Genomic DNA, 26,643 nt, shown 5'->3' with positions numbered 1-26,643 from the left:
ACGCCGCGTCGGCCGCAGCGCGGCTGGGCTTGGCAGCCAGGCTCAAACCCTGGTTCCCGAGACGCAGCCGATTCAAGCGCAGGGATCAGAACCAGCTCAACAGGCCACAGCTGTACACCGCCTCGCGCCCGCCCCCCATGTTGGCGGCACGCAAAGCCTTGTCGCTGTCACGAACGCCATCGATCAAGGTGGGCGTGGAGGCCGTGGCAGACACGGCATAGGCCAAGGGGCATCCGCTGACGCCCAGGCCGCCGCCGTAGCGGTCATCGCCCACCTGCGCGACAAAGCTCAGCCATTGACCGTCCGCCGACCAGGACAGGTCGAGCATGGACAGACGCACCGGGTCGTCCATCCGCTCCGGGCTGGCTTGCGCGACCACGCTCACCGCACCTCCCAACACCGGCGCACGATAGAGCACCGGCACCTCACGGGTCTCACCCTTGCTGTTGCGCAGACCCACCCATTTGACGATGGCCAGGGTCTTGCCGTCCGGGCTGACCGCCAGGTTCTCATTGCCGGCACGTGCCTCCGGCGGAAACTGGATGGCCACAGCGGCCGACTGATTCTGAACCGGGTCGTAGATCAGAACCTGCCCCTTCTCGAAGTACGCGAGGCGACCGTCCGGCAGCCAGTCAAAACCACCGCCGCCATCTGCCTCTTGATAGGAGCCCGTCAACAGAATCTGGCCCTGACGATTGAAGACCAGCGCCCGCGTCTTGCGAGAGGAGTTGGTGGCGAATTCATAAGCTGCCAGGTATTTGCCATCGTGCGACATGCGCAGGCGCAAGAGCTTGGCTTTTTCGTCAGGGCTGGTCTGCGTCGCGAGCTTGAAACTGGCACCGAGTGTGAGCGCGGGCCAGTTGAAGATGTCCACAGTCTCGGCACCGTCTTCACGGATCAGTTCCCGTGTGGGCCGACTGACCGCCCAGGCATCTGACACGCCGAGCGCCTGCGCTCGCGCGCTGCGCGGCAGGTCGATCTGTTGCCCCGTCGCCAGATCCAGCACCTGCGCATCGACACGCGTGTCCGCCGGGTCACGCACCAGCAGGCCCAGCGCGCTGGGCGAAGCTGGATCGGGCGCAGGCGCAGGCGCAGGCGCAGGCGCAGGTGCAGGTGCAGGTGCAGGTGCAGGTGCAGGTGCAGGTGCAGGTGCAGGTGCAGGTGCAGGTGCAGGTGCAGGTGCGGGTGCGGGTGCGGGTGCGGGTGCGGGTGCGGGTGCGGGTGCGGGAGCAGGGGCCTCGCCGCCACCGCCGCCTCCACAGGCGCTCAGGGCCGCGAGCAGGGCGACGACCAGCAGCCGCGAACCCGGCTTGTTGGGCATCGAGGTGCCCGGCCTGGGCGCTGGGGCTGAACCGAAGGCTTGGACTTGCATGACAAAACTCCCTCACTCTGGATTGAAACTGAACCACAGCACACACATGAAGCCGCGGCCACACGCGCACCACAAACACCAACGGCGAAGAGAGCCAAAGCTCCCTCCGCCGCAGGGCCCCCTCGCGGGCGCCCACACCCGGGGCCAAGAGCCCCGGGCTTGCTCGCAGACTTACTGCTTGCGAGCCATCGAAGACAGGGCTTCGCCCAGCGACTTGATCGCGGTCGAGAACACGCTGTTCAACATGCTGTACTCCTGGCCGGTGGCCTGGAACTCGGTCATGGTCTTGTTGAACTCTTGGGCGTTCTTGCCGTCTTCTTCCTGCTTGACCTTGGGGTCGGTGGCCGTGGACTTGGCTTGCTGCAGATCGGTCATCTTGGACGACAGCTCCACCAAGTGCTTGGCCTTGTCGCCCAGGGCTTGGCCCATGGCCTTGGCAATGGCTTGCAGCCAGCCGCCAGCGCCGTCGGACTCTTCGCCACTGCCCTGGGCCTTGCGGTTGCCCAGCACGGACTGCACGAAGTCTTGCTGGAAGTCGGTCTTGAATTTGGCGATGGCGCCGCCGAACTGCTGCTGAGCCAGGCTCTGCACATCGGCCGGCACGGCGTTGTTGCGCAGGCCGCCGAGGACGTTGTCGGCACGGTCCTTGATCAGGTCGCCCAGGAACTTGGGCATGCCATGCTGCTGTTGCAGCTGGTTGATGCCGTCCTTGATGGCATCGCCGATGGCCGACTGGACCAGGTTGCCCACGGCTTGGCCGATCATGGCGCCCAGCGGGCCGCCAAACGCACCACCGATGACGCTGCCGATGCTGCTCAGCAGACCACCACCGCCACCCACCACGCTGTTCAAAGCTCCAGACATTGCAATTCTCCTGAGGGGGCCTTGGCCGGTCGTTTGCTTAAGAAGACCTGGTGGCAAGGCCGGGTTTGAAAACAAAGGTTCACTTCCTGTCGGAAGCGAGCTGCTTGAGGGCCGCTGCCTTGAGTCCACGGATCGCCGGTTGGCGACTCGTGGGCTTGGCTTGCAGTGCCGACGGAATGAATTTCACGCCTTTCAACTCGCTTTCGTAAGTCAGGACCATCGGCAGTCAGGAACGGCCCCAACTAGGGTTGTCCGCATTCGAAGCAGCGGCAGCAGGCTCGGGGCGATAACGGCCACGCAGTGCGGCATAGGGCGTCAGGTCTTCACCGGGGACCGGGCTGCGCCTCGCGGTGGCGTCGGCCTCGGCGCCCGGCCCGGTCTGAGCGCCTGCGGCCGGCTCCGAAGCCCGCGCCAGGGCCTCTCGCACCTCGGCGGCCCAGAGGATCACCTCGGCGATGATGTCGAACAGATCGGGCGGGATGGCCTCGCCCACTTCGGCGCGGGCCAGCAGATCGCGGGCCAGGGGCACATTGCGCACGATGGGCACACCCGCCTGCTCGGCGGCGGCGCGCATGCCGGCGGCCACATCGCCCTCGCCCTTGGCGCTGATCAGGGGCACGGGGCAGCGCTCGCGCTCGTAGTCGATGGCGATGGCCACATGGGTGGGGTTGACGATCAGGGCGTTGGCCGTGCGGGCGGCCTGGTTCGAGTTCTGCTGCGCCCACTCGGCATGGGCCTGGCGCCGCTGGGCCTTGATCATGGGATCGCCCTCGTTGTCCTTGTACTCCTGCTTGATGTCGCGCAGGCTCATGCGCATCTTCTTGGTGAAGGAGTGGCGCTGCCACAGCAGGTCCAGCAAGGCCACGATCAAGAAGGCGCACAAGGTCCAGGCACACAGCCGCCAGCTGGCATCCCAGAGCAGGGCCGCCAGGGGCCGCGGGTCTTCGCCGCCCTGGCGTGCCAGGCCCAGCCACTGCGGCAGACGTGAGCGCAGCAGCAGCCAGGCGAGAAACAGCAGCAGGCTGGCCTTGATGATGTTCTTGAGCAGCTCGATCAGGCTGTCCATCGAGAACATGCGCTTGATGCCGGCCGCCGGGTTCAGGTGTTCCATCTTGGGCGTGACCTTGTCCATGGCCCAGATCGCGCCCACCTGCAGAAACTCGCTGAGCAGGCCCACCGCCACCACGGGCAGCAGCAGGAGCAGACAGATCCAGAGCAGGCTCTCCAGCGCCGCCCCGCCAAGGGAGCGCGCCACCAGGATGAAGCCATCGGCATCCCAGCCCTGTGCGAGGGCATGGAAGAGCTGCTCGCTGAGCGCCTGCAGGCGCTGGGCTGCAGGGTGCAAGAGAGCGGCAAACAAACCCAGCCACACCAGCAGGGTCAGCGTCGTGCCCAGGTCGCGGCTCTTGGGCACATCGCCTTTCTTGCGCGCGTCCTGCAATCGCTTGGGTGTGGGCTTCTCGGTCTTGTCGCCGCCGCTCTCGGCCATCTCATGCTTTCTGTGCGCTTGCCAGGGGCTGTTGTCGCTGCTCAAGCGAGGCAGAGCCAGGCCCGACCCCGCGCAGAAGCGCGTGAACAAACGCACACTTTGAAGCAGGGCCGACAGGCTGCCGATGACAGATCCGTATCTTTTGTAAGCAACTATGTCCTAGGGGGGATGTACAGCTAACCCGCTATTTACACACCTGAAGGCGAAGTCTCGACCCATCCGCTGACGCTCACACTTGATTACAAACTCCGCTTCCGGGTCTTGAAGCCAGCACATCGCGCCGGGATAGTGCGAGGCATTCAGGGAGTGGTCAAAAAATGCAGTACCCACAAGACAGCGGTCACCCGGTGGACCGCGAGCATGGTCGCCTGGCCATGCCGGAAATGCCTTCAGTCTCCAGCGCACGACGCTGCGGTCTGCAGCCATTGCGAGCCCTGCTCGCTGTGTGTCTGGGTGTCACCCCACTGACCCTCCAAGCCATGAGCTGCAGCCTGCCTTCGACGGCCGATGCCATCGCCGCGCCCAGCCCCCGCCATTTCCACGCCGGCAGCAAATTCCGCCTGATCGAACAAAGCTGTGCCGAACTGGCACAGACCGAGCCCACGCCCGCATCGGCCGCTGCGGCCAGCCGTTCGGCCCAGCTGGACCTGTATGAGGGCGGCCCGGTCTCCGGCATCTTGCAGCTGGGTTCCTTGCAGACGAACACCCAGCCCCAGTCCGAGGCCCCCGTCGCCGCGACCACGCACCTCAGCCGCCGCGCGCCCATCACCACCAGGAACGGCCAGTCCGGCCAGACACAGCGCATCGTCGGTGTGGCCGCCACCCTGAGTGCCGCCGCCGAGCGGCATGACATCGACCCCCTGCTGCTGCATGCCATTGCGCATGTCGAATCGCGCCACAACCCTCAGGCGATCTCACCGGCCGGCGCACGCGGCCTGATGCAGGTGATGCCGGCCACGGCCAAGCGTTTCGGCCTGAAAGACCCGGTGCGCGAGTTGATGCAGGCACCGCTGAATGTCGAGGCCAGCGCCGCCTATCTGAAAACCCTGCAGGCTCGTTTTGGCAATGACCTGCGCCTGGTGCTGGCGGCCTACAACGCTGGCGAAGGCGCGGTGGAGCGCCATGGCCGCAGGGTGCCGCCCTATGCCGAGACACAGGCTTATGTGCAGCAGGTGCTGGGCGCCTACCAGGGCCTGCGGGACTGGGCGGCCGCGCCATGAGCGCCCTGCACGCCTACCTGCGCCAGGGCGCTGGCGCCGCGGCGCCGGGCGAGAACGGCTGGCTGGCGCGCTACGTCGACCTGCTGCTGGTGGCGGGCGTGATCGCCATCATCGCCCTGATGGTGCTGCCCCTGCCGCTGTGGCTGCTCGATCTGCTGGTGGCCGCCAATATCGCCATGGGCGTGGTGCTGCTGCTGGTGGCCATCTACATCAGCAGCCCGCTGGAGTTTGCGGTCTTTCCCAGCGTGCTGCTGATCACCACCTTGTTCCGGCTCTCGCTGTCCATCGCCACCACGCGCCAGATCCTGCTGCACGCCAACGGCGGCCACATCATCGACACCTTCGGCAAGCTGGTGGCCGGCGGCAATCTGGTGGTGGGCCTGGTGGTGTTCCTGATCATCACCGTGGTGCAGTTCATCGTCATCGCCAAGGGCGCCGAGCGCGTCGCCGAAGTGGCAGCGCGTTTCTCGCTGGACGCCATGCCCGGCAAGCAGATGTCCATCGACTCCGACCTGCGCTCGGGCCTGATCGACAAGGACGAGGCCAAGCGCAAGCGCCGCACGCTGGAGATGGAATCCAAGCTGCACGGCAGCCTCGACGGCGCCATGAAGTTCGTCAAGGGCGATGCCATCGCCGGCATCATCATCATCGCCATCAACTTGCTGGGCGGGCTCTCGGTGGGCGTGCTGCAGCAGGACATGAGCCTGAGCCAGGCCATGCACAGCTACTCCATCCTGTCCATCGGCGAGGGCATGGTGGCGCAGATCCCGGCCCTGCTGGGCGCCATGGCCGCCGGCCTGATCGTCACCCGCACCGCCGACGAAGACGAGCGCCACCTGGGCGATGCCATCCGCCGCCAGCTCAGCGCCAAGCCGCGCGTGCTGGTGGTGGCGGCCGGGGTGTGCATGCTGTTCGCCACCGTGCCGGGCTTTCCGGCCGCCGTGTTTGTGCTGCTGGGCGCGGTGCTGATGGCCGCCGGCCTGCTGCTGATGCCCGAATGGGCGGCCCGCTGGCAGCGCGCCAGCGGCCGCGCCCTGCCGCAGCTGCAGGCCGCCCGGGCCCAGGCGGCCAAGCCGGTGGCGGCCGCCCCGCAAGCCCAGCTGCCGCCGGCCCTGCCCCTGCTGCTGCTGTTGCCGCCAGCGGCCTTGCAAGGCGAGGCCGGCCAGCGCCTGGCCCAGGAGCTGGGCGAGATGACCGAGCAGTTCCAGCTGGCCGCCGGCCTGCAGCTGCCGCGCATCGCCCTGCATGGCCGCACGCCCCGCATCGCAAGCGCCGAGATGCAAGCGAACGCAGGCCAGGCCGAGCCCGGCTGGCAGCTGCTGGCCTACGAGGTGCCCATCGCCCAGGGCCCGCTGCAGGAAGGCATGGACCGCCAGGCCCTTCTGGCCCAGCTGCAGCAGGTGCTGCGCCGCCATGCCCAGCTCTTCCTGGGCATCCAGGAGACCACGGCCTTGCTGACCCGCGCCTCCACCGAGCTGCCCGATGTGGTCAAGGAGGTGCTGCGCAGCCTGCCCATCCAGCGCGTGGCCGAGGTGCTGCGCCGGCTGGTGGCCGAGGAGGTGTCCATCCGCAATCTGCGCGATGTGCTGGAGTCGCTGGCCGAAACCGGTCAGCGTGAAAAAGACGTGCAGACCCTGACCGAGTTCGCCCGCATTGCACTCAAGCGCCAGACCAGCCACCGCCTGGCGCCCGAGGGCCGCCTGCCCTGCCTGATGCTGAGCCCCGCGCTGGAGGACCTGCTGCGCCAGGCCATCCGCGTCAACGGCGGCGTGGCCCAGCTGGCCCTGGACCCGCAGCTGGCCCAGCAGATCAGCGCCGCGCTGCAGGCCAGCCTGGCGCGCAGCGGCGCGCGCGCCATCGTCACCGCCGTCGATGTGCGCTGGCATGTGCGCCGGCTGATCGAGGCCGAGTGCTTCGACCACCCGGTGCTGTCCTTCCATGAATTGAGCCCCAGCCTGCAGCTCGATGTGGCCGAGCGGGTGGACCTGCCCCAGGCGCCGCTGCTGCAAGAGGCGGCCTGAGCGATGAAGCCCTCCATGTTCCCCTGTGCCCTGCCCCCACTTTGCCCATTGCCTGCGGCCGGTCGCGCCCTGCTGCTGAGCCTGGTCCTGCTGGGCGGCCCGGCCCAGGCCGTGCCCTGGCCGGTGGGCGAGCGCCCGGTCACCCTCTCGGCCCGCGAGCAGGGCCTGGACGCCTTTCTCGAAGACCTGTTCGCCCAGGTGGAAGCGCCGGTGGCGCTGAGCCCCGGCGTGCGCGGCCAGGTCAACGGCCGCTTCAGCCAGATGCCGGCGCAGCAGCTGCTGCGCGAGATCGCGCGCGCCTACAAGCTGCTGGTCTTCCACGACGGCAACACCACCCACATCGCCAGCGCCCGCGAGGCCCAGCAGCGCAGCTTCAGCCTCAACGCCCTGGCCGCGCAGAAGCTGCTGCGCAGCGCCGAGGAGCTGCAGCTGGTCGACGCCCAGAACAGCCTGCGCCGCAGCGCCGATGGCGCCATCCAGGCGCGCGGCCATGCCGCTTTCATCGAGATGGTGGCCGAGCTGGCGCGCGCCCTGGACCCGGCCCAGGCGCCCGCCAAACCCAGCGTCGGGCGCGAGGACTTCCGCGTCTACTACCTGCGCTACGCCTGGGCCCAGGATGTGAACATGGCCATGGCCGGCCGCAGCCTGACCGTGCCCGGCGTGGCCAGCATCCTGCGTGCCCTGGTCGGCGCGGCGCCCAGCGGTGTGCCTGCCAACAGCGGCCGCGAACGCCCCAGCAACCAAGCCGGCCTGCGCGGCCAAGGCCTGGCAGCCCAAGGCCTGCAAGCCGGCAGCGGCACCCTGGGCCTGCCGCCCGCGGGCGCTGGCAACACCGCAGCCAGTGGCCGCGATGCCGATGCACTGAAGACCGCCCTGGCACCGCGCAGCGCGGCGGCCGAGCCCGGCGCCGAAAGCACAGGCGCCGGCCCGCGCATCGAGGCCGACCCGCGCCTGAACGCCATCGTCGTGCGCGACCAGCCCGAGAAGCTGGAGCGTTATGCCGCCCTGATCCAGGCCCTCGATGTGGAGCCGCAGGCGCTGGAGATCGAGGCCACCGTCATCGACATCAACACCGACCGCCTGCGCGAGCTGGGCATCAACTGGCGCTGGTCGGGTGGCGGCGGCAGCGAGCTGCTGTTCGGCCGCGGCACGGCCAGCGATCTGGCCCTGCGCGGCGACCGTGATGTCACGCCCAGCGGCCGCGGCGGCTTTGTCTCGGCCGTGCTGGGCAACCGCAACCAGTTCGTGGCCCGCATCAATGCCCTGCAGGGCAGTGGCGCGGCCAAGGTGGTGTCCAGCCCGCAGGTGCTGACCCTGTCCAATGTCGAGGCGGTGTTCGACCACAGCTCCACCTTTTACGTGCGGGTGGCCGGGCGCGAGCAGGTGGACCTGTTCAACATCACGGCCGGCACCTCGCTGCGCGTGATGCCCCATGTCTTCCAGGACAAGGAGCGCACCCGCATCAAGCTGCTGGTGCAGGTGGAGGACGGCAACGTCACGCCCAACCAGGTGGACCAGATCCCCGTGGTCGAGCGCGCCACCATCCAGACCCAGGCCCTGATCGGCGAGGGCGAGAGCCTGCTGATCGGCGGCATGGTGCGCGACAGCAGCTCCAGCGGCCAGGACAAGGTGCCGGTGCTGGGCGATCTGCCCCTGCTGGGCTCGCTGTTCCGCAGCCAGAGCGAGAAAGGCTCGCGGGTCGAGCGCATGTTCCTGATCACGCCGCGCCTGGCCTCGGCAGGCCGCCTGGCGGCCGCAGAGAGCGCACTGGGTCGGGCCGCCGAGCCCAGCCCGGCGCCGGCCGGCAGCGACAGCACCCTGCCCCCCGCCGGAGGCAGCCAGCCATGAGCCGCCCCGCGCAGCCCCACGCCCAGGAACCCAGCTTCGCCGCCCTGCCCGCGCTGGAGCTGCGCGTGCTCAGCGGCGCGCAGGCGGGCGCGCGGGCCGATCTGCGGCCCGGCCAGGCCCTGAGTCTGGCGGCCGGCCCGGCCCTGCACTGGCCCGAGGCCGAATCGGCCGATCTGCTGCTGCAGGCGCGCGAGCCTGCCCTGCTGCGCCTGCAGCTCGAAGGCCCGCTGTGCCGCGCCGAGCTGCTGCAAGGCCAGGCCTTGCTCGGTGAACAGCGTTTGCAGGCCGGCGACGCCTTCGACTGGCCGGCCCACTGCGCCCTGCAGCTGGGGCCGGATCTGGTGCTGGCGTTTGGCGAGCGCACCGCCGCCATCTGGTCGCTGCACCCGGTCAACGCCCGGGCCTCATCGACGGACGAGCCCCTGGCCATGCCGGAGCTGAGTGGCGATACCGGCCACGGAGCAGGCCACACAGCGGCCCCCGCAGGCCCGACGCGTCGCCACGAACTCTGGCTGGCCGCAGCCGGCGCCGGCCTGGCCCTGGCCGGCCTGGCCTGCGCCTGGCAGGGGCGGCCCGCCGCGCCCGCGCCGGTGCGCGACCCCATGCCCGCCTTGCAAGCCCTGATCAGCCAGCTGCAGCATGAGCCCGAGTTCGCGGCCCTGCAGCTGAGCCGCGATGCCCAGGGCCAGCCGGTGTTGAGCGGCCGTGTGGCCGGCCAGAGCCAGCAGGCGCAGCTGCAACAGCGCCTGCTGGCTCTGGGCCTGCGGCCGCCCCTGCCCTCGATGCAGGCGCTGCAGGTCGACAGCCAGCTGGCCGCGGCCGTGGAGGAACTGCTGCAGATGCAAGGCTTCCAAGTGCGTGCAAACGTTTTCGGCCTCGGCCAGGTGCGGCTGGAGCCGGCCGCGCCCGCGGCCTCCGGCGCCCTGTCCGGCCCCCCACCTGAAGCCTGGCAGCAGGCCCTGGCCCAGCTGCGCAGCGCCCTGCCCCAGCTGCGCAGCCTGGAGCTGAGCACACCGCCCGCCCCGACGCGGGCCGACGCCAGCGCCACAGGCCCCAGCGACAGCCGCCTGCCCACCCTGCCCTCGGCCGGCGCTGAGCCGGGCAAGCGCATCGTCGCCCTGGTCAGCCAGGGCCTGCCGCATCTGATCACCGCCGATGGTGCGCGTTACTTCGTCGGCGCCGTCCTGCCCAGCGGCCACCGCCTGGTGGCTGTGCAGCCCCAGGCCTTGTTGCTGGAGCGCGAAGGCCGCACCAGCCGCATCGACTTCTGAACCGCCTTCACCCCACCCCCAGAACCACAGCCCTTCACGAGGACCACGATCATGAGCAACAACATCCAACGCAGCAGCATCAACAACACCTCTTCCATCGCCGGCGGCAGCAGCAGCGGCAACGGCAGTTGGTTCGAAGCCATGGCCGACGCCTGGGGCAAGGTGCTGGACGCCAAGGCCGACGCCATCAGCACCAAGTCCGCCGCCATGGACCAGGGCCAGGACAAGCCGGCCGATGTGACCCAGCTGACCGCCATGTCCATGGAGATGGGCTACCTCAGCAATGCCTCTCACACCGCCCTGGCGGCCGTGGGCTCGGCGCTGGAAACCATGGCGCGCAAGCAATGAGCAGCCTGGCCATCGCCTCCTCGTCCGCGGCACTGGCAGCGCCGCTGGGCGCCGGCCCCACCCTGGGGCTGGGCGCACCCAACCCGGGCCAGTCTGCGGGCCTGTCCGCCGGCTATGGCTTGTCGCTGGCCGACCTGGGCGGCTTCGAGCAGGCGCTGCAGCGCGCCCAGCTCAAGAGCCAGGGCTCGGCCCTGGGCCCAGAGCCGGTGACGGCCCCGTCCACGGCCGTGGCCCAGGTCTTCAAGCCCTTCGACCACATCAACAGCGAAGCCAGCAGCCTGGCCCAGATGGCCGAAGCCGCACGCCAGGCCGGCGCCGACCTGAGCCCGGGCGAGGTGGTGCAGCTGACCCTGCGCTGCCAGGAGTTCATGTTCCATTGCCAGCTGACCTCGAACATTGCCAACCGCAGTTCGGACGGGCTGCAGCAGCTGTTCCGCCAACAAGGCTAGGAGCCCGATATGCGACGCCCTCTGAGCGCTTTGCTGATCTGCCTGCCCGCCCTGCTGCCCCTGGCCGGCTGCCAGGAGCAGACCCTGTACGCCGACCTGAGCGAACGCCAGGCCAACGAGGTGGTGGCCGCCCTGCGCGAGGCCGGCATCGAGGCGCAGAAGCTGCGCGAAGAAAAAGCCTACGCCGTGCAGGTGCAGGCGGCGGACTTTCCGCCCGCCGTGCGCCTGCTACGCGCCCAAGGCCTGCCGCGCGAGAGCTTCGACAACCTGGGCCAGGTCTTCAAGCGCGAGGGCTTTGTCTCCACGCCGCTGGAGGAACGCGCGCGCCTGCTCTATGCCCTCTCGCAAGAGCTCTCGCACACGGTGGCCAGCATCGACGGCGTGGTGGCGGCGCGCGTGCACCTGGTCGTGCCCGAGAAGCATCCGCTGATCGACAAGCCCCAACCCTCGGCCGCCTCCATCTTCATCAAGCACCGGCCCGATGCCGACCTGGCCCTGCTGGCGCCCAAGATCCGCGCCCTGGTGGTGAACAGCGTCGAAGGCCTGCCGGCCGAGAAGGTGACGGTGGCCCTCTTTCCGGCGAGCCCGGCCAGCCCGGCCCAGCGGGGCCCGGCCGCCGAGGCGCCGGTGGCCACACAGGCCTCGGCCCTCTGGCCCCTGAGCCTGGGCCTGGCCGGCCTGAGCCTGGTCGGTGGTGCCTGGCTGCTGCGCCAGCGTCGCAGTGCGGCCACCCGCCAGGAGCCCGGCGCCGAACTGGCCCTGCCCACCAGCGCCCCCGGAGGCACGCCCCATGCGTGATCACCACCCCCATCTGCAGGACCGCCGCCGGCTGCGCGAGCACCAGGCCGCCCTGGCCCGCCTGGCCCTGCGCCTGATGCGCAGCGCCCCGCGCGCCACGCCCCAGCTCAGCTGGCAGGCGCTGGAGACCGCCCCGGAATGGCTGGCCCGCCCCGAGCCCGAGCTGCGCCAGCTGCAGATGCAGGTGGGCGCGGTGTTCTGCGCCCCGGCTCTGCGGCGCTGGATCTGCCGCACCCGCGTGCAGGCCCTGCTGCAAGCCCTGGGCCCGAGCTTTGTGCAAGCCCTGCTGCAAGAGCCCGACCGGGCGCGCGATGCCAGCTTGCCGGCCGAGCTGCCCGACTGGCCGCTGAGCGAGCCCAGCCCCCAGGACCCGGCCGCCGTGGCCGAGCTGCTGCGCAGCTGTGGCGCCGCCGTGCTGATCGGCACCCTGCCGCACGGCGCCCTGCGCCATGCCGCCAGCCAGGCCCTGGCGCCGCTGGCCGAGCTGATGATGCCGGCCGCCCATGCCCAGGCCCTGCTGCAGCGCGCGCAGGCGCTGGCGCAAGGCCTGACCCTCTCGATTCCGGCCGGCCCAGGAGACACGCGATGAGCTATCTGCTGTGGCATGAGCACGCCCCCTCGCTGGCCAGCCCACGCCGCCTGTTCGCGGCCCATGAGCTGCCCGAGTTCGAAAGCCTGCAAGCCCTGCGCGAGCGCCTGCTGGAGCTGGCCCGCGAACAAGAGCTGCGCTGCCAGCAGGCCTGTGCCGATGCCCAGGCCCTGGGCCTGGCCCAAGGCCTGCAACAGGGCCGCCAGGCCGCCCTGGCCGCCGTGCAGCAGGAATGGGCCGCTGCCCTGCAAGCCTGGGAGCGCAGCCAGCAACAGGCCCTGCACAGCCGCCGCGAGGACGTGGCCCTGCTGGCCCTGCAGGTGGCGCGCAAGCTGATCGGCCAGCTGCCCGAGGCGGAACAACTGGCCCGCCTGGCGCAGGAAGCCGCACGCAGCCTGCTGCCCGAGGCGGCGCCGGTGCTGCTGCGCGTGCACCCCGCGCATGAACAGGGCTTGCGCGAGCTGCTGGCGCCCAGCCTGGCGTCTGGCCAGATGCAGCTGCTGGCCGACGCCGCCCTGCCGCAGGAGGCCTGCCGCCTGAGCTCGACCCTGGGCGAAGCCGATGCCGCCCTGGCCACCCAGCTGGCCCGCATCGCCGCCAGCTGGGGCCTGGGCGTGGCGGTGGACATCGAGGTACAGCCCTGATGGACACAGCCACCCTGCCCGCAGCCGGGGCCCGCCCCACCGCGCAGCTGCTGCACCAGCTTCAGCATGCCCAGGCCGTGGCCGAGCAGGGCCGGGTGGTGCAAGCGCTGGGCACCTTGCTGCGCGTGCGCGGCCTGCGCGCCCGCATCGGCCAGAGCTGCCGCGTCTTTGACCCGGCACGGCCCGAGCATCCAGCGCTGTGCGCCGAGGTGGTCGCTTACCTGGACGGTGAACTGTTGCTGGCGCCTTTTGGCTCGCTGCAAGGCCTGCCGGTGGGCGCCCTGGTGCAGGTGACGGCCGAGCAGGCCAGCCTGCCCTGCGGTGCCGGCCTGCTGGGCCGCGTGCTGGACAGCTTGGGCGAGCCCATGGACGGCCGCCCCCTGCCGCCCGGGCTGGCGCGCGTGCCCCTGATGCGCCCGGCGCCCCACCCGCTGACCCGGCGCATGGTGGCCCAGCCCTTCTGCACCGGCGTGCGCGCCATCGACGCCCTGCTGACCGTGGGCGAGGGCCAGCGCGTCGGCGTGTTCGCCATGGCCGGCGGCGGCAAGTCCACCCTGCTGGGCATGCTGGCCCGGCATGCGCGCGCCGATGTCAATGTGATCGCCCTGATCGGCGAGCGCGGCCGCGAGGTGCGCGAGTTCATCGAGGACGCGCTGGGCCCCGAGGGCCTGGCCCGCTCGGTGCTGGTGGTCTCCACCTCGGAGCGCCCGGCCCTGGAGCGCGCCCGCGCCGCCCTGGCCGCCACCGCCCTGGCCGAGGGTTTCCGGGCCCAGGGCCAGCGGGTGCTGCTGATGATGGACTCGGTCACCCGCCACGCCCGCGCCTTGCGCGAGCTGGGCCTCTCGGCCGGCGAGCCGCCGGTGCGGCGCGGCTACCCGCCCTCGGTGTTTGCAGAGCTGCCCCAGCTCTTCGAGCGCGCCGGCAATGACGATCAAGGCTCTATCACCGCCTTCTACACCGTGCTGGCCGAGGACGAGGACGGCGAGGACCCGATCGCCGAGGAGGTGCGCTCCATCCTCGACGGCCATGTGCTGCTCTCGCGCAAGCTGGCGCAGCAGCAGCATTACCCGGCCATCGATGTGCTGGCCAGCGTCAGCCGCGTGTTCCAGCGCGTCACCACGCCCGAGCAGCAGGCGCAGGCCGCCCATCTGCGGCGCCTGCTGGCCCGCCATGCCGAGGTGGAGTTCCTGCTGCGCGTGGGCGAGTACCGGGCCGGCGGCGACCCACTGGCCGACGAGGCCATCGCCCGCCTGCCGCAGCTGCAGGCCCTGCTGCGCCAGCCGCCGCTGGAAGCCAGCCCCTGGGCCCAGACCCAGGCCGCCTTGCGCGAGGCCCTGGCATGAACCCGAGCGCCTCCCCGCACGGTCAGTTGCGCGAGCTGCGCCATCTGCAGCTGGAGCCCGCGTCTGCCCAGCAGCTGCTGCAACTGCGCCAGCTGCGGCGGCGCCGCGCCGAAAGCGCCTGGGCCCAGGCCGCGCAGGCCCTGGCCGAGGCGCAGGAGGCCGTGCAGCAGCGCCAGCGGCGGATCGAGCAGCGGCGCCGCGAACGCCAGCAGCTGCAAGATGACCTGGGCGGCCCCCTGGCGCCGCAGCTGCCGCGCTGGAGCGCTCAAGCCGGCGCCCGCCAGGCCCAGCTCGATGAATGGCTGGAACGTGAGGAATACGCCTTGCTGGACGACGAGCACGCGCTGGAGCGGGCGCAGGACACGCTGCGCGCGCGCCAGCAAGAGCTGGCCCGGCTGCAGGAGCGCGAGGACCTGGCCCAGGGTCTGTTGCAGGCCCAGCGCCAGCAGCGCCTGGCCGCTCAGGAGAAGCGCCGCGAACTGGCGCTGGAGGAACGCCGACCATGCGCCTGAGCCCTGCCCCGTCCGAGGCGCCGAAGGACACCGGCAGCCCGGAGCGTTCGCCTGGCACCGAGCCCGTGACCGCGCTCGACAGCCTGGCCCTGCGCTTTGAGCGCAGCCTGCGTCAGCGCCAGCGCCAGCAGCCGCCGCGAACGCCGCAGCGCGAGTCTGCGGCCCCGGCACCTCGCAGCCACAAGCGCGCGGCAAGCGAGGAAGAAGCAGCCCGCCTGCCCGCCGAGGCCCTGGCCCAGCTGGCACTGCCGGCTTGGTCGCCAGCGGCCATGCAACGCCCCCTCCCAACAGAAGCCCCGCCCGCCGCCAGCGAGGGCCCGGCGCCGCTGCGCCCGCCGGCGCCCGCCGAGCCGGCAAGACCTGGCCCCAGCGCCGCGCCTCTGCCCGAGCCGGCGCGGCCGCTGCTGCCCGACGCGCCCAGCTCCGCGGAAGCGAAGCAGTGGCAGCTGGAGCTGAATCCGCAGCCCCTGCACAGCGGCTGGCTGCTGCAGGCCGAGCGCCAGGCCCTGGCCGCGGGCGGCGGCAGTGCCTGGACCCTGCAGCTGGCCGCGCCCGCGCTGGCCCACACGGCCGGGCAGGAGCAGCGCCTGCTGCTGCAACAGCAAGGCCAGGCGCTCAGCGAGCGCCTGCGTCGCAAAGGACTGCAACTGGAAGGCCTGAGCCTGCAGGGCCGCGCCCCGAGCCGGGCCGATGAAGACAACAGCGCCGAGGAGGACGCGCATGGACACGATTGAGGCCGACGCCCGCCCCATGCTCACGCCGCTCCTGTTGCCCAGCCCCTTGCCCAACCAAAGGCCCGAACCCTGGCTGCGCGGCCCACGCCTGGCCCTGCGCGAGTTCTGGGGCGAGGACTTGATGGACCTGGTGGCCATGCACCGGGAGCCGCGCCTGCGCGCCTGGCTGCTCGACGATGCCGCCCTGGACCAGGGCCTGGTGGCCTGGCGCTTTCTGCACAACATCCAGGCCGTGTACCGCCAGCACGAGGGCCTGGGCATCTGGCATGCCTCGACGCCGCAGGCCGAGCCGGGGCTGACGCCGCGTTTCATCGGCTGGTTCAACCTCATGCCCCTGCCCGCCCGTGGGCCGGAGGCGGTGGAGCTGGGCAGCCGCCTGCTGCCCAGCGCCTGGGGCGGTGCCCTGGCGCTGGAAGGCGGCGAGCTGCTGCTGCGCCATGCCTTCGAGGGCCTGGGCCTGGCGCGCGTCTGGGCCACCTGCCACCCGGACAACCGTTCGGCCCGGGCCTGCCTGGCTGCCCTGGGCTTTGCCGAGCAGGGGCTGGACGCGTACGAAGGCCAGACAGCCGTCTACGCCCAACTGGAGCGCAGTGCCTGGCAGGACAGCCTCGCCCTGTCGCCACGTGCGCGCCGTGCCCGCGGCCTGCGCGCCCATCGCGAGGGGCGGGCATGAGTGGCATTGAAGGACTCGCTGCGGTGGGCGGCCTGAGCCCTCTCGACCAGAGCCTGCGCATGAGCGCGCTCTGGCGCAGCGCGCAGGAGAGTCTGGGCGCCAGCAGCCCGATCACCAGCACGGTCGGCGGCGCGGACGGCAAGAGCGCCGAGCCGGCCGAACAGGCCCAGCTGCCGCCCGAAGCCGCCGCGGCCCAGGCCGTGGCGCCCAGCCAGCCCCTGCGATTGAGCAGCCTGCTGGCCGACCCGACCCAGCTGGCGCGCACGCGCCCGACACCGGTGCAGGCCGAGCTTGAGGAGGAAGAGGAGGAGCAGGAACACCGCGCGGCGGAAGAACACAGAAGCCCGGCCCGCCCCGGCGCGGCCGAAGAGGCCGAGCCCGCCGACTGGCGCCCCCTGCTGCTGCGGCGCTGGCAGCAATCAAGCCTGCCCGAGGCGCGGCTGATCCTGCAGCGTGCGCGCGAGCAATGGGCGCAGGGCCGGCGTGTGCTGCTGGCCTGCCCGGCCGAGTCCCTGGCCACGCAAGGCTCTGAGCTCGGTGCCCTGGCCGGCTGGGCGGCCCTGCTGCATGGGCAGGCTGGGCCCACGGGCTTGAGCCTGAACGGCCCGCGCTGGCGCGTGCAGATGCAGTGGCGCCATGCCGCAGCGGCGGGCCGCCCTGACGCGGGCCCGGCCACCTGCCTGATGGCCCATGCGGTGAAAGAAGCCCCCTCGCCCGGCCTGGCCTGGCAGCTGCGCCCCAGCCCCGAGCCCGGCCAGGCGCGCGCCCGCATCGCCTTGCAGCTGGGCCCGCTGTGCGAGGCCGGGCAGCGCTGGCAGGACCTGGGCCTGCGCCTGGATGCGGCGCGCGCCTTTCGCAGCGCCCTGGGCCCGCAGTGGAGCGTGTGGCTGCTGGCCAGCCCGGAACCCTGGATGTGCGGCTCGACGGACTGGAATTGAACGAGGATGACGATGAACGCTGCTGTTTGTGACACCCACACCCACACCCACGCCGACGCCGAAGCCGGGAGCGAGCGCCTCTCGGCGGACAGCCTGAGCCTGCTCAGCCGCCTGGGCGAAACCGCCGCCCTGCTGGAGCATGGCTGCCTGGTCTGGGCCTCGCGCACCTGGCAGGCCGCCTGGCCCAGCCTGCCGGAAGGCAGCAGCCTGGCAGCGCTGGACGCAGCCCTGCCCGGCCTGCTCTTGGCCTTGCAGGCGCTGGCGCCGAGCGGCCTCTTGCAGCCGCTGAGCCTGAGCCCCGCCGCGCAGTGGGAGGCCAGCGCCCTGCCGCTGGCCCCGGGCCGCTGCCTGCTGCGCCTGAAGGACCGGCGCGAGCGCGCCCGCGTGCTGCAGCGCCAGCTGGACGACCGCGAGCAACTGCTCTTCACCTCGCGCGTGATCTCGGTCGGCGAGATGGCCACCACCCTGGCCCATGAGCTGAACCAGCCCATCGGCGCGGCCAGCAATCTGCTGCGCGGCCTGCGCATGCGTCTGGCGCGGCGCGCGGCCGAGAAGCCCGCCGCCGCGCTCAGCAGCGAGGAAAGCGGCGCGCTCGAACGGGCGCTGGAACAGCTGAGTTTTGCGGCCCGGGTGATCACGCGCATCCGCGAGTTCACCCATTCGCGCCAGCCGCGCCTGCAGCGCCTGGACCTGGCGGCCCTGCTGCGTGAATCGCTGGGCCTGCTGGACTGGGACCTGCAGCGCAGCGAGGTGCAGCTGAGCCTGGACCTGCCCAGCCAACCCCTGCTGGTGCGCGGCGACGCGGTGATGCTGCAGCAGGTGCTGGTCAATCTGATGCGCAACGCCCTGGACGCCATGCGCCAGCCTCCCGCCCAGACGACACCGCGCCTGGGTCTGCGCCTGCGCAGCGAGCAGGGCCAGGCCCTGCTGCAGGTGCAGGACAACGGCTGCGGCCTGAGCGAGGCGGCGGAAAAAAACCTGTTCGTGCCCTTCGCCTCGACCAAGCCCTCGGGCATGGGTGTGGGCCTGGCCATCTGCCGCTCCTTCATCGAGCTGCACCAGGGCCGGCTCTGGTTCAGCCGCAATCCCGAGCGCGGCTGCAGCTTCCACATCGACCTGCCGCTCGACAGCGGCGCCCCCGCCAGCGCGGCGGATCGCTTGGCCGCGCCCTCTCCCCAACCCGTCCGCCTGGAGTGAAGCCCGATGTCCCAGCCCTCACCCACCATCTACCTGATCGACGACAACGCCGATTTCCGCGCCTCGGCCGAGTTCTGGCTCGATGCCGCCGGCTACCAGGTGCAGGCCCTCGGCGACCCGGAGCAGGCGCTGCAAGCCCTGGGCCGGCACCCGAGCGCCGAGCGCGGCTGCGTGCTGATGGATGTGCGCATGCCCGAGATTTCGGGCCTGGATCTGCATGACCGCATGAACGAGCGCGGCCTGGACCTGCCCGTGGTCTATATGAGCGGCCATGCCGATGTGGCCCTGGCGGTGCGCGCCATGCAAAAAGGCGCGGTCAGCTTTCTGGAGAAACCGCTCGACGAGGAGGCCCTGGAGCGCGCGCTGCAAGCCGCCTTTGCCCGCATGGAGGCGCGACAGCAGCAGCAGCAGGCCAAGCAGATCGCGCCGGAGGACGAGGCCGGCCCGCACAGCAAGGCCGAGGCCGGCGACAGCCCCGGCGCGCAGGAGTTCCGCCGCCGCGAGGCCACGCTGGCGCCGCGCGAGCGCGAGGTGCTGGGCTGGGTGATCCAGGGCATCTACAACAAGAACATCGCCGACCGCATGCAGCTCTCGGTCAAGACCATCGAGCTCTACCGCGCCCGCGGCATGGGCAAGATGGGCGCACGCTCGGTGGCCGAGCTGACGCGCATGATGGTCAGCCGCCAGGTGGAGGGCGCATGCTGAGCCCGGCCCCGCAAGCACCCGCAGCGCGGGGCGAACGCCTGCACGAGCCTGCGGCGGAGGGCCATGCGACCCGGCTCAGCCTGGCCGCCGACAGCCCGAGCGGCCCGGTGCAGCTGCTGCTGCCCCCTGAGCTGCACAGCCCCGCCCAGGCCGCCCTGCTGCTGCACCGCGCAGCCACCTGGCTCGATGCCCTGGAGGACTGGCTGGCCCCGGGCGAGCTGCTGCACTGGGCACCGGCCGAGGCGGCGGGCCCCGGTGCCGCACCGGGCCGGCTGCGCGCCGCCATCGCCTGGGGCCACCGGACCGACGAGTTCGGCGGCCCGCAAGGCCTGGAGCTGGAGGCCGCGCCCCTGTTCCAGCGCCCGGCGCCGCCGCCCCTGCTGGGCCTGCAATGGCCGGCCCTGGCGGCCGAGCTGCTGCTGGGCCGGCAAGACCTGCCCCCCGAAGACCTGGCCGGCCTGACCCTGGGCAGCGTGCTGCTGATCGAGGCCAGCTTCTGCAGCGATTGGCAGGCCTGGCTGCGCCTGCCCGCCGCCTGCACCGCCATGGCCCCGACCTGGGGGCGCAGCCTGTGCGCCGGCAGCGAAGCCAGCTGGTTCGACCGCCCCAGCGGCCTGGCCGCGCGCGCGCCGGGCAGCGGCGTGCTGGAGTTCCGCCAGGCCCTGGCCGAGCCCCTGCCGGCCGAGCGCCTGTTCGGCTGGGCGCCGCTGGCCACGGCCTTGCTGCCCGCCACGCCCATCAGCCTGTGGTGGGTGGACCGCAGCGGCCAGCAGCCCGACTGCGAGCTGGCGCGCGGCGAGCGCCTGGGCTGGGGCCGGGGTCAGGCCTTGCGGGTGACCGAGCTGTGCGCGCCCGAGCGCTGCGCCCAGCTGCAGGCGGAGCGTGCATGGATCTGAATCAGTTCTCGCCCGCCTCGGCCCTGCTGACGGTGGTGCTGCTGTCGCTGGCGCCTTTCGTCGCGGTGATGGTGACCTCCTTCACCAAGCTGGTGGTGGTGTTCGGCCTGCTGCGCAATGCCCTGGCCTTGCAGCAGACCCCGCCCAATATCGTGCTCAATGGCCTGGCCCTGGTGCTGAGCGTGTATGTGATGTACCCGGTCGGGGTGCAGATGCAGCAGCGCATCGGTGACAAGCCCCTGGGCAGCAATGCCCAGGCCATGCTGGCCGCGGCCGACCAGGCCAAGGAACCGCTGCGCGAGTTCCTGATCCGCCACACCCGGCCGCTGGAGCGCGCCTTTTTTCTGAAGACGGCGCAACGCTCCCTGCCCCCCGATGCGGCAGAAGCCCTGAGCGAGCGCGACTTCATCGTCGTGGTGCCGGCCTTCACCGTGAGCGAGCTGTCGGTGGCCTTCGAGATCGGCTTCCTGATCTTCCTGCCCTTTCTGGTGGTCGATCTGGTGGTGGCCAACATCCTGATGGCCATGGGCATGCAGATGCTTTCGCCCACCACCGTGTCCCTGCCCTTCAAGCTGCTGCTGTTCGTGCTGATCGACGGCTGGGTGAAGCTGGTGCACGGCCTGATCCTGACCTACCACTGAGGCCCAGACCCATGAACAACGAAGTGATCCAGCTGACGCAGCAGGCGCTGTGGTTTGTGCTGCTGCTGTCGGCACCGCCGATCCTGGTGGCGGCCGTGGTGGGCTTGCTGGTGGCGTTTGTGCAGGCGGCCACGCAGCTGCAGGAGCAGACCCTGCCCTTTCTGCTCAAGTTCCTGGCCATCGTGCTGACGCTCTTTGTCACCGCCTCGCTGCTGGGCGGCGGGCTGTACCAGTTCAGCGACCGGGTGTTCAGCGACTTCGCCAGCCTGGTGCGGCGCTGAGCGCGGGCGCGCCGCATGGACTTTCTCGCCACCCTGGACCTGGGCCAGGCCCTGCTGCTCTGGGGCCTGTGCGCCGCGCGCATCGCCACGGCCTTCCTGCTGCTGCCCCTGTTCAGCCAGGATGTCGTGCCCAGCCTGGTGCGCAATGCCATCTTCATGAGCCTGGCCGGCCTGGCCATGGCCTTGCAAGGGCCGGCCCTGCTGCAGGCGAAACTGCCCTGGGGTGATGCCTGGGGCCTGCTGCTGTGCCTGGGGCGCGAGGTCTTCATCGGTGCGGCGCTGGGCTTCTTCTGGGCCCTGCTGCTCTGGGCTTTCGAGGCGGCGGGGCAGATCATCGACACCAAGATCGGCGCCACCACGGCGCAGATCGTCGATCCGCTGGGCGGGCACCAGACCTCGCTGAACGGCGCCCTGCTCTCGCGCCTGGCGGGCTGGGTGTTCATGAGCAGCGGCGGCTTCATGCTGATGGTGGGCAGCTTACTGGACAGCTATGCCCTGCTGCCCCTGCATGGGCAAGACCTGACCCTCTGGCCCGGCGGCGCGCGCCTGTTCGAGACCGGCTTCGGCCGCCTGATGGCCTTGAGCCTCTTGATCGCTGCGCCCGCCCTGCTGCTGAGCTGGGTGATGGACATGGCCATGGGCTTGATCAACCGCTTTGCGCCACAGCTCAATGTGGCCTCGGTGGCCAGCTCGCTCAAGAGCGTGGCGGTGGTCTGGCTGCTGTGGCTGCAGCTGGCCTTTCTGGCTGAGCAGCTGGGCGGCCAGCTGATGCTGCAGCCAGCGGCCTTGAAGGCCTTGCTGCTGCAGCTCTGGCGCTGACACCGGCCACGGTCGGGCCGGTGCGGAGCGGGGCTCATGGCTAGGGGCAAGTGGGGGGTTCGGCCGTCACAAGCTTGGCGTACAGTCGCCCAGCCCTTCCCCTGATGTTCCTGCTGATCCGGCTTTGCGCCCCTCTACCCACCCATGTCTGCCGATCGTGCCCAATGGCAACGCCTGTCCGCCCTGCTCAATGAAGCGCTGGATCTCAGCGCCGGCGCGCGGCAGGCCTGGCTGACCCGGCTGCACCAGGAAGATGCAGAGCTGGCCCGGCAGGTGGCCGATCTGCTGGCCAATGAAGCCACCTTGCCCAGCGTCGGGCCACGGGTGACTGCAGCCCCTACCACCAGCCCGCGCGAGCCGGCACCGAGGCCGGCTGCCGCCGTATCGGTCGATCGCGAGCCGGGCGCGCACGAAGCCACGCCCACCACGCCCCTGCCCGCCCCGCAAGCACCGGCCCAGCGTCTGGGCGCCTGGTCTCTGCTCTCGCGCATCGGCCAGGGCGGCATGGGCGAGGTCTGGCTGGCCGAGCGGGCCGATGGGCTCTATCAGGCCCGTGCTGCCATCAAGCTGCTGCGCAGCGACCTCGATGCCCGCCAGCTGGGCGCCCGCTTTGCGCGCGAACGCGCGGTGCTGGGCCGGCTCAACCACCCCGGCATTGCCCGCCTGCTGGACGCCGGCATCGGCGCCCAGGGCCAGGCCTATCTGGTGCTGGAGCATGTCGAGGGCCGCGCGCTCAACGACCATGTGCTGCACCAATGCCCGCGCCTGACCGAGCGCGTGCAGCTGCTGATCCGCGTGGCCGAGGCGGTGGACCACGCCCATGCCCAGCTGATCGTGCACCGCGACCTCAAGCCCACCAATGTGCTGGTGCAGGCCGATGGCCAGCCCAAGTTGCTGGACTTCGGCATCGCCGCCCTGCTGGAAGACGAGCCGGGAGACGCCAACCACGACCTGACCCGCCAGGCCGGCCTGAGCCTGACGCTCAACTACGCCGCCCCCGAGCAGCTGCTGGGCGACCTGATCGACACCCGGGCTGATGTCTTCGCCCTCGGCGTGATGCTGTTCGAGCTGCTCAGCGGCAGCCTGCCCTTCGCGCCGCGCGGCAGCAAGCGCACCGCCACCGAGCGCGCGCTGCTGCATGATGAACCGCTGCGCCTGGCCGTTGCCGCGGAGCACACGGGCGCGCACTACGACCCGGCCAGCCCGGGCCTGCCGGCCGATGCCCAGCTGGCCCAGGGGGATCTGGAGGCCATCGTTGCCAAGGCCTTGCGCAAGAAGCCGGCCGATCGCTACGGCAGCGTGCGCGAGCTGATCAACGATCTGCAGCGCTGGCTGGAGCACCGCCCGGTGAGCGTGCGCCGCGAAGACTGGCGCCATCGCACCCGCCTGCTGCTGCGCCGCAATGCCTTGGCGGTAGGCGCGGGCAGCCTGGTGCTGCTGAGCCTGGGCGCCGGCCTGGGCGTGGCCACCTGGCAGTGGCAGCGGGCCGATGCCGCGGCGCGCCAGTCCGACCAGGTGACGCGCTACCTGACCGACCTGCTGGCCACCGCCACGCCCGAGGCCCATGGCGGCCAGTGGCCCACCGTGCTGCAGTTGCTGATGGAAAGCCGCGACGAGCTGCCGCAGAAGTTCGCCAACGACCCCGACACCCGGCTGCGCCTGCTCGAGGTGCTGAGCAACACCTTTGGCGCCCTCAACCATTTCGACGCCGCCTTCCCCCTGGCCGAGCAATGGACTCAGCTGGCTCTGGAGCGCCACGGCGCCGGCAGCCCGCAGGCTCTGCAAGCCCAGCTGGGCCAGGCCTGGTTGTGGCAGATCAGCGGCCACCATGTGGAATCCATGGCCTTGCTCGAGCCCTTGCGCGGCGCCATCGTCAAGACCTTCGGCGAGATCTCCGAACCGCACAGCCTGACCCTGCAGGTGCTGGCCGCCAATGCCATGCACCTGGGGCGGCTGGACGACGCCGAACGCATCCTGACCCAAAGCGGCGCCCTGCAGCAGCGCCTGCACCCGGGCGGCGCGCTCGAGCGGGCCGACTACCTCAACAATCTGCGCGTGCTGCGCAACGAGCAGGGCCGGCCACGCGAGGCCCTGGCCGCGCTGGAAGCCACGCGTGACCTGTGGGACACGCGCGATCCCAAGCTGGCCATGCAGATGCTGGTGATCCGCCAGAACCACCTGACCGATCTGCTGCGACTGAACCAGTTCGAGGGCGCGCTGCAAACCCACCGCAAGCTGATCGATGACATGAACCGTGTGCTGGGCCCGGGCAATGACCTGAGCTTCCTGGAGCACCGCGGCTTCATCCCCGAATACTTCCTCGCACGCGGCCAATACGGCGAGGCGCAGCGAGAGGTGCAGAGCCTGATCGACACGGCAGCGCGCGACAAGACCTGGCCCGAGAGCGCGCAGCTGCGCCTGCTCAGCATGGCCTTGATCGCCCAGACCCGCCACCAACTGCAGACCGCCGGCGGCAGCAACAAGCCGCCGCAGGCCCGCAGCGAGGTGCCAGCCATGCCAGGCCGCGTGCGGCAGGAGCTGATGCAGCTGCTCGATCGACTGCGCCAGAACAGCAGCCTCACGCAAAGGCAGCGCAGCGGCATTGCCCTGGACCTGGCCGAGGTGGCCCTGGCCTTCGACGAGGCCGCGCTGGCCGAGCTCTGCATGCAGTCCATCGACGCCAGCAACCGCCGCGAAGCGCATGGCAAATCACGCTTGCTGATGGTGGAGGCCCAGCTCGCGCGCGGCCAGGGCGATCTGGCCCGCAGCCGCAGCCTGCAGGACAAGCGCGTGGCGGCGCTGGAAGCCAGCACCGACCCGGCCACCGCCTTCAGCTGGTCGGCCCATCTGGACCTGGCCTACACCCAGCTGCTTCAGGGCGAGACCCAAGCCGCTCAGGCCAGCCTGGACCGAGCCCTCACACGCCGCCCCGCCACCCTGCCCAGCGGCCACCCGCTGGACAGCCTGGGCGCCAGCCTGCAGGCCTGGATCCAGGCCGGCAAGCCACCGTCGGCCCGGCCGCGCGCTTCACTGGGAGCGGCCTTCATCAGCTCGTGATGGGTGGGCCGGCAGTGCCTCAGGGTTGAGGTCGGTCCACCACTGGCTTGAGGACGGTCAGGCTTTCGGCGATCACCCAGTGGGTGTTCAGATCCAGGCGCAGCACCTGGCCGTCTTTGTCGTCGCTGACTTCGATGCGGGCCGGCTCTCCGGCCTTGACGATCAGCGCCGGCTTCGCAACCACGCGCAGATTGCCGTGCCAATCCTCACCCGAGGCGTAGGGCACGCTGGCGTCTCCGCGCAGGATGACCAAGTCGAGACGGAATCTGTCATCGGCCAGCGTTGTGGGTTCCATGCGGATCAACCACGACGAGTCCTGACGCGATTCACCCGGCTTGTCGGTGAAAAAGAAATTGGGTTTGGACTGCCAGGTGGTGCCGCGCAGGGCACGCTTCAACTCGCCATTGATGCGGATGTCGATGTCGGTCTCCACCAGGTGATAGCCCGCCTGCACCGGCGGCACGGCCGGCTTTTTGGCGGCCGTGGCCGGCGCGGGCTTCAGGGCATGAACCAGGCCGGCGCTGCCGAGGCTGAGCCCCAGAGTCAGGGCCAGGGCCAGGCGGCGGCGCCATTGCGGCAGGCGGTGGTGGGCTTTCAACATCTGAACTCTCTCCAGCAAAGGGTGTTGGGCCTGCCAGCTGCAGGCCAAGGTACTGCCACGGAAATGGGGCGTCAGGGACTGCAGGTCCTGGGCCTTGAGCAAGGCGCTGGCGTAGGCGGCCAGGGCGGCGCGCGGCTGCGCTTGCAGCACACGGGCATCGCAGGCCAGCTCCTGGTCGGCGCGCAGGCGGCGCAGCCCCCACCAGGCCAGCGGGTTGAACCAGTGCAGGGCGCAGATCAGATGGGCCAGCAAATGGCTGAGGTTGTCGCGGCGCTGCTGGTGCACGGCCTCGTGCGCCAGGATCAAGCGCTGCTCGGCCGGGCTGAAGCTGGCCTCGAAGTCCTCGGCCAGGCACAGGCGCGGGCGCAGCAGGCCGACCAGGGCCGGGCCGGTGCCGGCCGGTGAACGCCAGCAGCCACTCTCGACATCGAAACGCAAGCCCGCCATCAAGCGGGCATGACGCGCGGCCAGCAGGCCCAGGCACAGCAGCACCCCAAGCGCCCAGATCAGGACGAGCAAGACAGGCCAAGCGAAGCCGGCGCTGGCGCCCGCCGCCTCGGGCAAGGCCGACCAGTCGAGCAAGGAGTCCGGGCTCCAGGATCCCAGGGCCTGGGCTTGTAGCCGCAGCACCACCGCGGGCACGAAGGCGTCGGAGCGCGGCCAGGCCATGCCGAGCAGGAGCAGCGGCAGGGCCAGCCAGGCCGCGTAGGTGGCGCCTGCGCCCAGCAGGCGCAGCAAAGCCGGCCGCAGCAGCCACAGCAAGAGCAGAGCGCCGCTGAGCACCAGGGTTTGCAAGCCCAGGCTGGGCAGCAGCTGCGCCGCCAGGGCGGCTCCGTTCAAGTACTCAGTCATTCTCATAGTCCTGAATCAGTTGCTTGAGCGCCTTCAGCTCGGCCGCACTGAGCTTGCGCTGGGCCGAGAAATGCGCCACCAGTGGGGTGAGGCGGCCCTGGAACAGTCGGTCGATCAAACCCAGGCTCTGGCTGCTCAGCCAGTCTTCGCGGCGCAACAGGGGGCTGTAGAGGTAGCGCCGGCCGTCTTTCTCGGCGCTGATGGCGCCTTTGGTGAACAGGCGGTTGACCAGGGTCTTGACGGTGGCGAGCTGCCAGTCCTGGCGTTCGGCCAGGGCCTCGGCGATCTCGTCGGCGCCTTGCGGATGCCGCTGCCAGAGCACCTCCATGACCTGGGATTCGGCGTCCGAGATGCTGATCGGTGGCGGCGGTGCTGCGTCTTTCTTGGCCATGGCAAGCGGGCTCAGTCGGGATGTCGAGTTACTGATTGATCGATTACTTTCGTAAACGAAGCATATGTTTACCGATGTAATCGAATTCGT

Annotated in this window: 26 protein-coding genes; 21 read left to right on the top strand and 5 right to left on the bottom strand. The window is 70.8% G+C overall.

Features of this window, described 5'->3' with window-relative positions:
* Positions 1-85: 85 nt before the first annotated feature.
* The 3 genes from AC1Q6P_RS16370 to sctU form a co-directional block, all read right to left on the bottom strand.
* On the bottom strand, positions 86-1,372 hold the full coding sequence (locus AC1Q6P_RS16370) for a hypothetical protein (protein ID WP_492703257.1): 1,287 nt from the start codon (positions 1,370-1,372) through the stop codon (positions 86-88).
* Positions 1,373-1,543: 171 nt separating this feature from the next.
* Positions 1,544-2,236 (bottom strand): hypothetical protein, encoded by a 693-nt coding sequence (locus tag AC1Q6P_RS16365; protein ID WP_492665115.1) that lies wholly within the window; start codon positions 2,234-2,236, stop codon positions 1,544-1,546.
* Between the two features lie 226 nt (positions 2,237-2,462).
* Positions 2,463-3,770, bottom strand: a complete 1,308-nt coding sequence (gene sctU / locus AC1Q6P_RS16360) for a type III secretion system export apparatus subunit SctU (RefSeq protein WP_492665114.1) — start codon at positions 3,768-3,770, stop codon at positions 2,463-2,465.
* A 272-nt stretch (positions 3,771-4,042) separates the two neighbouring features.
* Here sctU and AC1Q6P_RS16355 point away from each other — a divergent pair, with 272 nt between their 5' ends.
* The 21 genes from AC1Q6P_RS16355 (at position 4,043) to AC1Q6P_RS16255 (ending at position 24,709) form a co-directional block, all read left to right on the top strand.
* A complete protein-coding gene (locus AC1Q6P_RS16355) occupies positions 4,043-4,945 on the top strand; it encodes a lytic transglycosylase domain-containing protein (RefSeq protein WP_171826701.1) in 903 nt (300 codons plus the stop codon).
* A complete protein-coding gene (locus tag AC1Q6P_RS16350; protein WP_492665113.1) occupies positions 4,942-6,966 on the top strand; it encodes an FHIPEP family type III secretion protein in 2,025 nt (674 codons plus the stop codon). The genes AC1Q6P_RS16355 and AC1Q6P_RS16350 overlap by 4 nt, the downstream gene beginning before the upstream one ends.
* Before the next feature lie 15 nt (positions 6,967-6,981).
* Positions 6,982-8,814 (top strand): type III secretion system outer membrane ring subunit SctC, encoded by a 1,833-nt coding sequence (gene sctC / locus AC1Q6P_RS16345; RefSeq protein ID WP_492665112.1) that lies wholly within the window; start codon positions 6,982-6,984, stop codon positions 8,812-8,814.
* A complete protein-coding gene (locus AC1Q6P_RS16340) occupies positions 8,811-10,085 on the top strand; it encodes a SctD/MshK family protein (protein ID WP_492665111.1) in 1,275 nt (424 codons plus the stop codon). Before sctC ends, AC1Q6P_RS16340 begins: the two co-directional genes overlap by 4 nt.
* A gap of 51 nt (positions 10,086-10,136) precedes the next feature.
* Positions 10,137-10,433, top strand: a complete 297-nt coding sequence (locus AC1Q6P_RS16335) for a hypothetical protein (RefSeq protein WP_207795981.1) — start codon at positions 10,137-10,139, stop codon at positions 10,431-10,433.
* Positions 10,430-10,882, top strand: a complete 453-nt coding sequence (locus AC1Q6P_RS16330; protein WP_492665110.1) for an EscF/YscF/HrpA family type III secretion system needle major subunit — start codon at positions 10,430-10,432, stop codon at positions 10,880-10,882. Before AC1Q6P_RS16335 ends, AC1Q6P_RS16330 begins: the two co-directional genes overlap by 4 nt.
* 9 nt (positions 10,883-10,891) lie before the next feature.
* Positions 10,892-11,680: a type III secretion system inner membrane ring lipoprotein SctJ gene (gene sctJ / locus AC1Q6P_RS16325; protein WP_492665109.1), complete on the top strand. Its 789-nt coding sequence runs from the start codon at positions 10,892-10,894 to the stop codon at positions 11,678-11,680.
* Positions 11,673-12,269, top strand: coding sequence for a hypothetical protein (locus tag AC1Q6P_RS16320; RefSeq protein ID WP_492665108.1), 597 nt, complete (start codon positions 11,673-11,675; stop codon positions 12,267-12,269). Before sctJ ends, AC1Q6P_RS16320 begins: the two co-directional genes overlap by 8 nt.
* Positions 12,266-12,913 carry a FliH/SctL family protein gene (locus AC1Q6P_RS16315; RefSeq protein WP_492665107.1) on the top strand — a complete coding sequence of 216 codons (648 nt, stop codon included), beginning with the start codon at positions 12,266-12,268 and terminating at the stop codon, positions 12,911-12,913. The genes AC1Q6P_RS16320 and AC1Q6P_RS16315 overlap by 4 nt, the downstream gene beginning before the upstream one ends.
* Positions 12,913-14,256, top strand: a complete 1,344-nt coding sequence (locus AC1Q6P_RS16310) for a FliI/YscN family ATPase (RefSeq protein WP_492665106.1) — start codon at positions 12,913-12,915, stop codon at positions 14,254-14,256. Before AC1Q6P_RS16315 ends, AC1Q6P_RS16310 begins: the two co-directional genes overlap by 1 nt.
* Positions 14,253-14,768 carry a hypothetical protein gene (locus tag AC1Q6P_RS16305; RefSeq protein WP_492665105.1) on the top strand — a complete coding sequence of 172 codons (516 nt, stop codon included), beginning with the start codon at positions 14,253-14,255 and terminating at the stop codon, positions 14,766-14,768. Before AC1Q6P_RS16310 ends, AC1Q6P_RS16305 begins: the two co-directional genes overlap by 4 nt.
* A complete protein-coding gene (locus tag AC1Q6P_RS16300; protein ID WP_492665104.1) occupies positions 14,759-15,502 on the top strand; it encodes a hypothetical protein in 744 nt (247 codons plus the stop codon). The genes AC1Q6P_RS16305 and AC1Q6P_RS16300 overlap by 10 nt, the downstream gene beginning before the upstream one ends.
* Positions 15,489-16,175 carry a GNAT family N-acetyltransferase gene (locus AC1Q6P_RS16295; RefSeq protein WP_492665103.1) on the top strand — a complete coding sequence of 229 codons (687 nt, stop codon included), beginning with the start codon at positions 15,489-15,491 and terminating at the stop codon, positions 16,173-16,175. Before AC1Q6P_RS16300 ends, AC1Q6P_RS16295 begins: the two co-directional genes overlap by 14 nt.
* The gene (locus AC1Q6P_RS16290) at positions 16,172-17,113 is read left to right on the top strand and encodes a hypothetical protein (RefSeq protein WP_492665102.1); all 942 of its coding nucleotides are present in this window, start codon (positions 16,172-16,174) and stop codon (positions 17,111-17,113) included. The genes AC1Q6P_RS16295 and AC1Q6P_RS16290 overlap by 4 nt, the downstream gene beginning before the upstream one ends.
* 12 nt (positions 17,114-17,125) lie before the next feature.
* Positions 17,126-18,310 (top strand): sensor histidine kinase, encoded by a 1,185-nt coding sequence (locus tag AC1Q6P_RS16285; protein ID WP_492665101.1) that lies wholly within the window; start codon positions 17,126-17,128, stop codon positions 18,308-18,310.
* Between the two features lie 6 nt (positions 18,311-18,316).
* Positions 18,317-19,015, top strand: coding sequence for a response regulator transcription factor (locus AC1Q6P_RS16280; protein WP_492665100.1), 699 nt, complete (start codon positions 18,317-18,319; stop codon positions 19,013-19,015).
* Positions 19,009-19,911 carry a hypothetical protein gene (locus tag AC1Q6P_RS16275; protein WP_492665099.1) on the top strand — a complete coding sequence of 301 codons (903 nt, stop codon included), beginning with the start codon at positions 19,009-19,011 and terminating at the stop codon, positions 19,909-19,911. Before AC1Q6P_RS16280 ends, AC1Q6P_RS16275 begins: the two co-directional genes overlap by 7 nt.
* A complete protein-coding gene (gene sctR / locus AC1Q6P_RS16270; protein ID WP_271010004.1) occupies positions 19,908-20,552 on the top strand; it encodes a type III secretion system export apparatus subunit SctR in 645 nt (214 codons plus the stop codon). Before AC1Q6P_RS16275 ends, sctR begins: the two co-directional genes overlap by 4 nt.
* 11 nt (positions 20,553-20,563) lie before the next feature.
* Positions 20,564-20,833 (top strand): type III secretion system export apparatus subunit SctS, encoded by a 270-nt coding sequence (sctS, locus tag AC1Q6P_RS16265; RefSeq protein WP_102769071.1) that lies wholly within the window; start codon positions 20,564-20,566, stop codon positions 20,831-20,833.
* A 15-nt stretch (positions 20,834-20,848) separates the two neighbouring features.
* The gene (gene sctT, locus AC1Q6P_RS16260) at positions 20,849-21,652 is read left to right on the top strand and encodes a type III secretion system export apparatus subunit SctT (RefSeq protein WP_492665098.1); all 804 of its coding nucleotides are present in this window, start codon (positions 20,849-20,851) and stop codon (positions 21,650-21,652) included.
* A gap of 144 nt (positions 21,653-21,796) precedes the next feature.
* On the top strand, positions 21,797-24,709 hold the full coding sequence (locus tag AC1Q6P_RS16255; RefSeq protein ID WP_492665097.1) for a serine/threonine-protein kinase: 2,913 nt from the start codon (positions 21,797-21,799) through the stop codon (positions 24,707-24,709).
* Positions 24,710-24,728: 19 nt separating this feature from the next.
* On the opposite strand, the gene AC1Q6P_RS16250 is transcribed toward AC1Q6P_RS16255, so the two are convergent.
* Together AC1Q6P_RS16250 and AC1Q6P_RS16245 are read right to left on the bottom strand one after the other, a co-directional pair.
* A complete protein-coding gene (locus tag AC1Q6P_RS16250; protein ID WP_492665096.1) occupies positions 24,729-26,162 on the bottom strand; it encodes a M56 family metallopeptidase in 1,434 nt (477 codons plus the stop codon).
* Entirely contained in the window at positions 26,155-26,553 is a 399-nt protein-coding gene (locus AC1Q6P_RS16245; RefSeq protein WP_492665095.1) for a BlaI/MecI/CopY family transcriptional regulator, read from the bottom strand. Before AC1Q6P_RS16245 ends, AC1Q6P_RS16250 begins: the two co-directional genes overlap by 8 nt.
* Between the last annotated feature and the right edge of the window lie 90 nt (positions 26,554-26,643).

The organism is Roseateles sp. GW835-FHT13E02 (assembly GCF_058794035.1).
The sequence above is the reverse complement of the archived record's forward strand: the minus strand, read 5'-3'. Positions and strand labels throughout refer to the sequence as shown.

Coding starts and splice junctions, on each gene's coding strand:
- AC1Q6P_RS16280 (WP_492665100.1), top strand. CDS start 18,317: ATGTCCCAGCCCTCACCCACCATCTACCTGATCGACGACAACGCCGAT.
- sctS (WP_102769071.1), top strand. CDS start 20,564: ATGAACAACGAAGTGATCCAGCTGACGCAGCAGGCGCTGTGGTTTGTG.
- sctC (WP_492665112.1), top strand. CDS start 6,982: ATGTTCCCCTGTGCCCTGCCCCCACTTTGCCCATTGCCTGCGGCCGGT.
- AC1Q6P_RS16305 (WP_492665105.1), top strand. CDS start 14,253: ATGAACCCGAGCGCCTCCCCGCACGGTCAGTTGCGCGAGCTGCGCCAT.
- AC1Q6P_RS16285 (WP_492665101.1), top strand. CDS start 17,126: ATGAACGCTGCTGTTTGTGACACCCACACCCACACCCACGCCGACGCC.
- AC1Q6P_RS16290 (WP_492665102.1), top strand. CDS start 16,172: ATGAGTGGCATTGAAGGACTCGCTGCGGTGGGCGGCCTGAGCCCTCTC.
- AC1Q6P_RS16255 (WP_492665097.1), top strand. CDS start 21,797: ATGTCTGCCGATCGTGCCCAATGGCAACGCCTGTCCGCCCTGCTCAAT.
- AC1Q6P_RS16335 (WP_207795981.1), top strand. CDS start 10,137: ATGAGCAACAACATCCAACGCAGCAGCATCAACAACACCTCTTCCATC.
- sctJ (WP_492665109.1), top strand. CDS start 10,892: ATGCGACGCCCTCTGAGCGCTTTGCTGATCTGCCTGCCCGCCCTGCTG.
- AC1Q6P_RS16370 (WP_492703257.1), bottom strand. CDS start 1,372: ATGCAAGTCCAAGCCTTCGGTTCAGCCCCAGCGCCCAGGCCGGGCACC.
- AC1Q6P_RS16310 (WP_492665106.1), top strand. CDS start 12,913: ATGGACACAGCCACCCTGCCCGCAGCCGGGGCCCGCCCCACCGCGCAG.
- AC1Q6P_RS16340 (WP_492665111.1), top strand. CDS start 8,811: ATGAGCCGCCCCGCGCAGCCCCACGCCCAGGAACCCAGCTTCGCCGCC.
- AC1Q6P_RS16295 (WP_492665103.1), top strand. CDS start 15,489: ATGGACACGATTGAGGCCGACGCCCGCCCCATGCTCACGCCGCTCCTG.
- sctT (WP_492665098.1), top strand. CDS start 20,849: ATGGACTTTCTCGCCACCCTGGACCTGGGCCAGGCCCTGCTGCTCTGG.
- AC1Q6P_RS16315 (WP_492665107.1), top strand. CDS start 12,266: ATGAGCTATCTGCTGTGGCATGAGCACGCCCCCTCGCTGGCCAGCCCA.
- AC1Q6P_RS16275 (WP_492665099.1), top strand. CDS start 19,009: ATGCTGAGCCCGGCCCCGCAAGCACCCGCAGCGCGGGGCGAACGCCTG.
- AC1Q6P_RS16300 (WP_492665104.1), top strand. CDS start 14,759: ATGCGCCTGAGCCCTGCCCCGTCCGAGGCGCCGAAGGACACCGGCAGC.
- AC1Q6P_RS16245 (WP_492665095.1), bottom strand. CDS start 26,553: ATGGCCAAGAAAGACGCAGCACCGCCGCCACCGATCAGCATCTCGGAC.
- AC1Q6P_RS16250 (WP_492665096.1), bottom strand. CDS start 26,162: ATGACTGAGTACTTGAACGGAGCCGCCCTGGCGGCGCAGCTGCTGCCC.
- AC1Q6P_RS16350 (WP_492665113.1), top strand. CDS start 4,942: ATGAGCGCCCTGCACGCCTACCTGCGCCAGGGCGCTGGCGCCGCGGCG.
- AC1Q6P_RS16330 (WP_492665110.1), top strand. CDS start 10,430: ATGAGCAGCCTGGCCATCGCCTCCTCGTCCGCGGCACTGGCAGCGCCG.
- AC1Q6P_RS16320 (WP_492665108.1), top strand. CDS start 11,673: ATGCGTGATCACCACCCCCATCTGCAGGACCGCCGCCGGCTGCGCGAG.
- AC1Q6P_RS16365 (WP_492665115.1), bottom strand. CDS start 2,236: ATGTCTGGAGCTTTGAACAGCGTGGTGGGTGGCGGTGGTGGTCTGCTG.
- AC1Q6P_RS16355 (WP_171826701.1), top strand. CDS start 4,043: ATGCAGTACCCACAAGACAGCGGTCACCCGGTGGACCGCGAGCATGGT.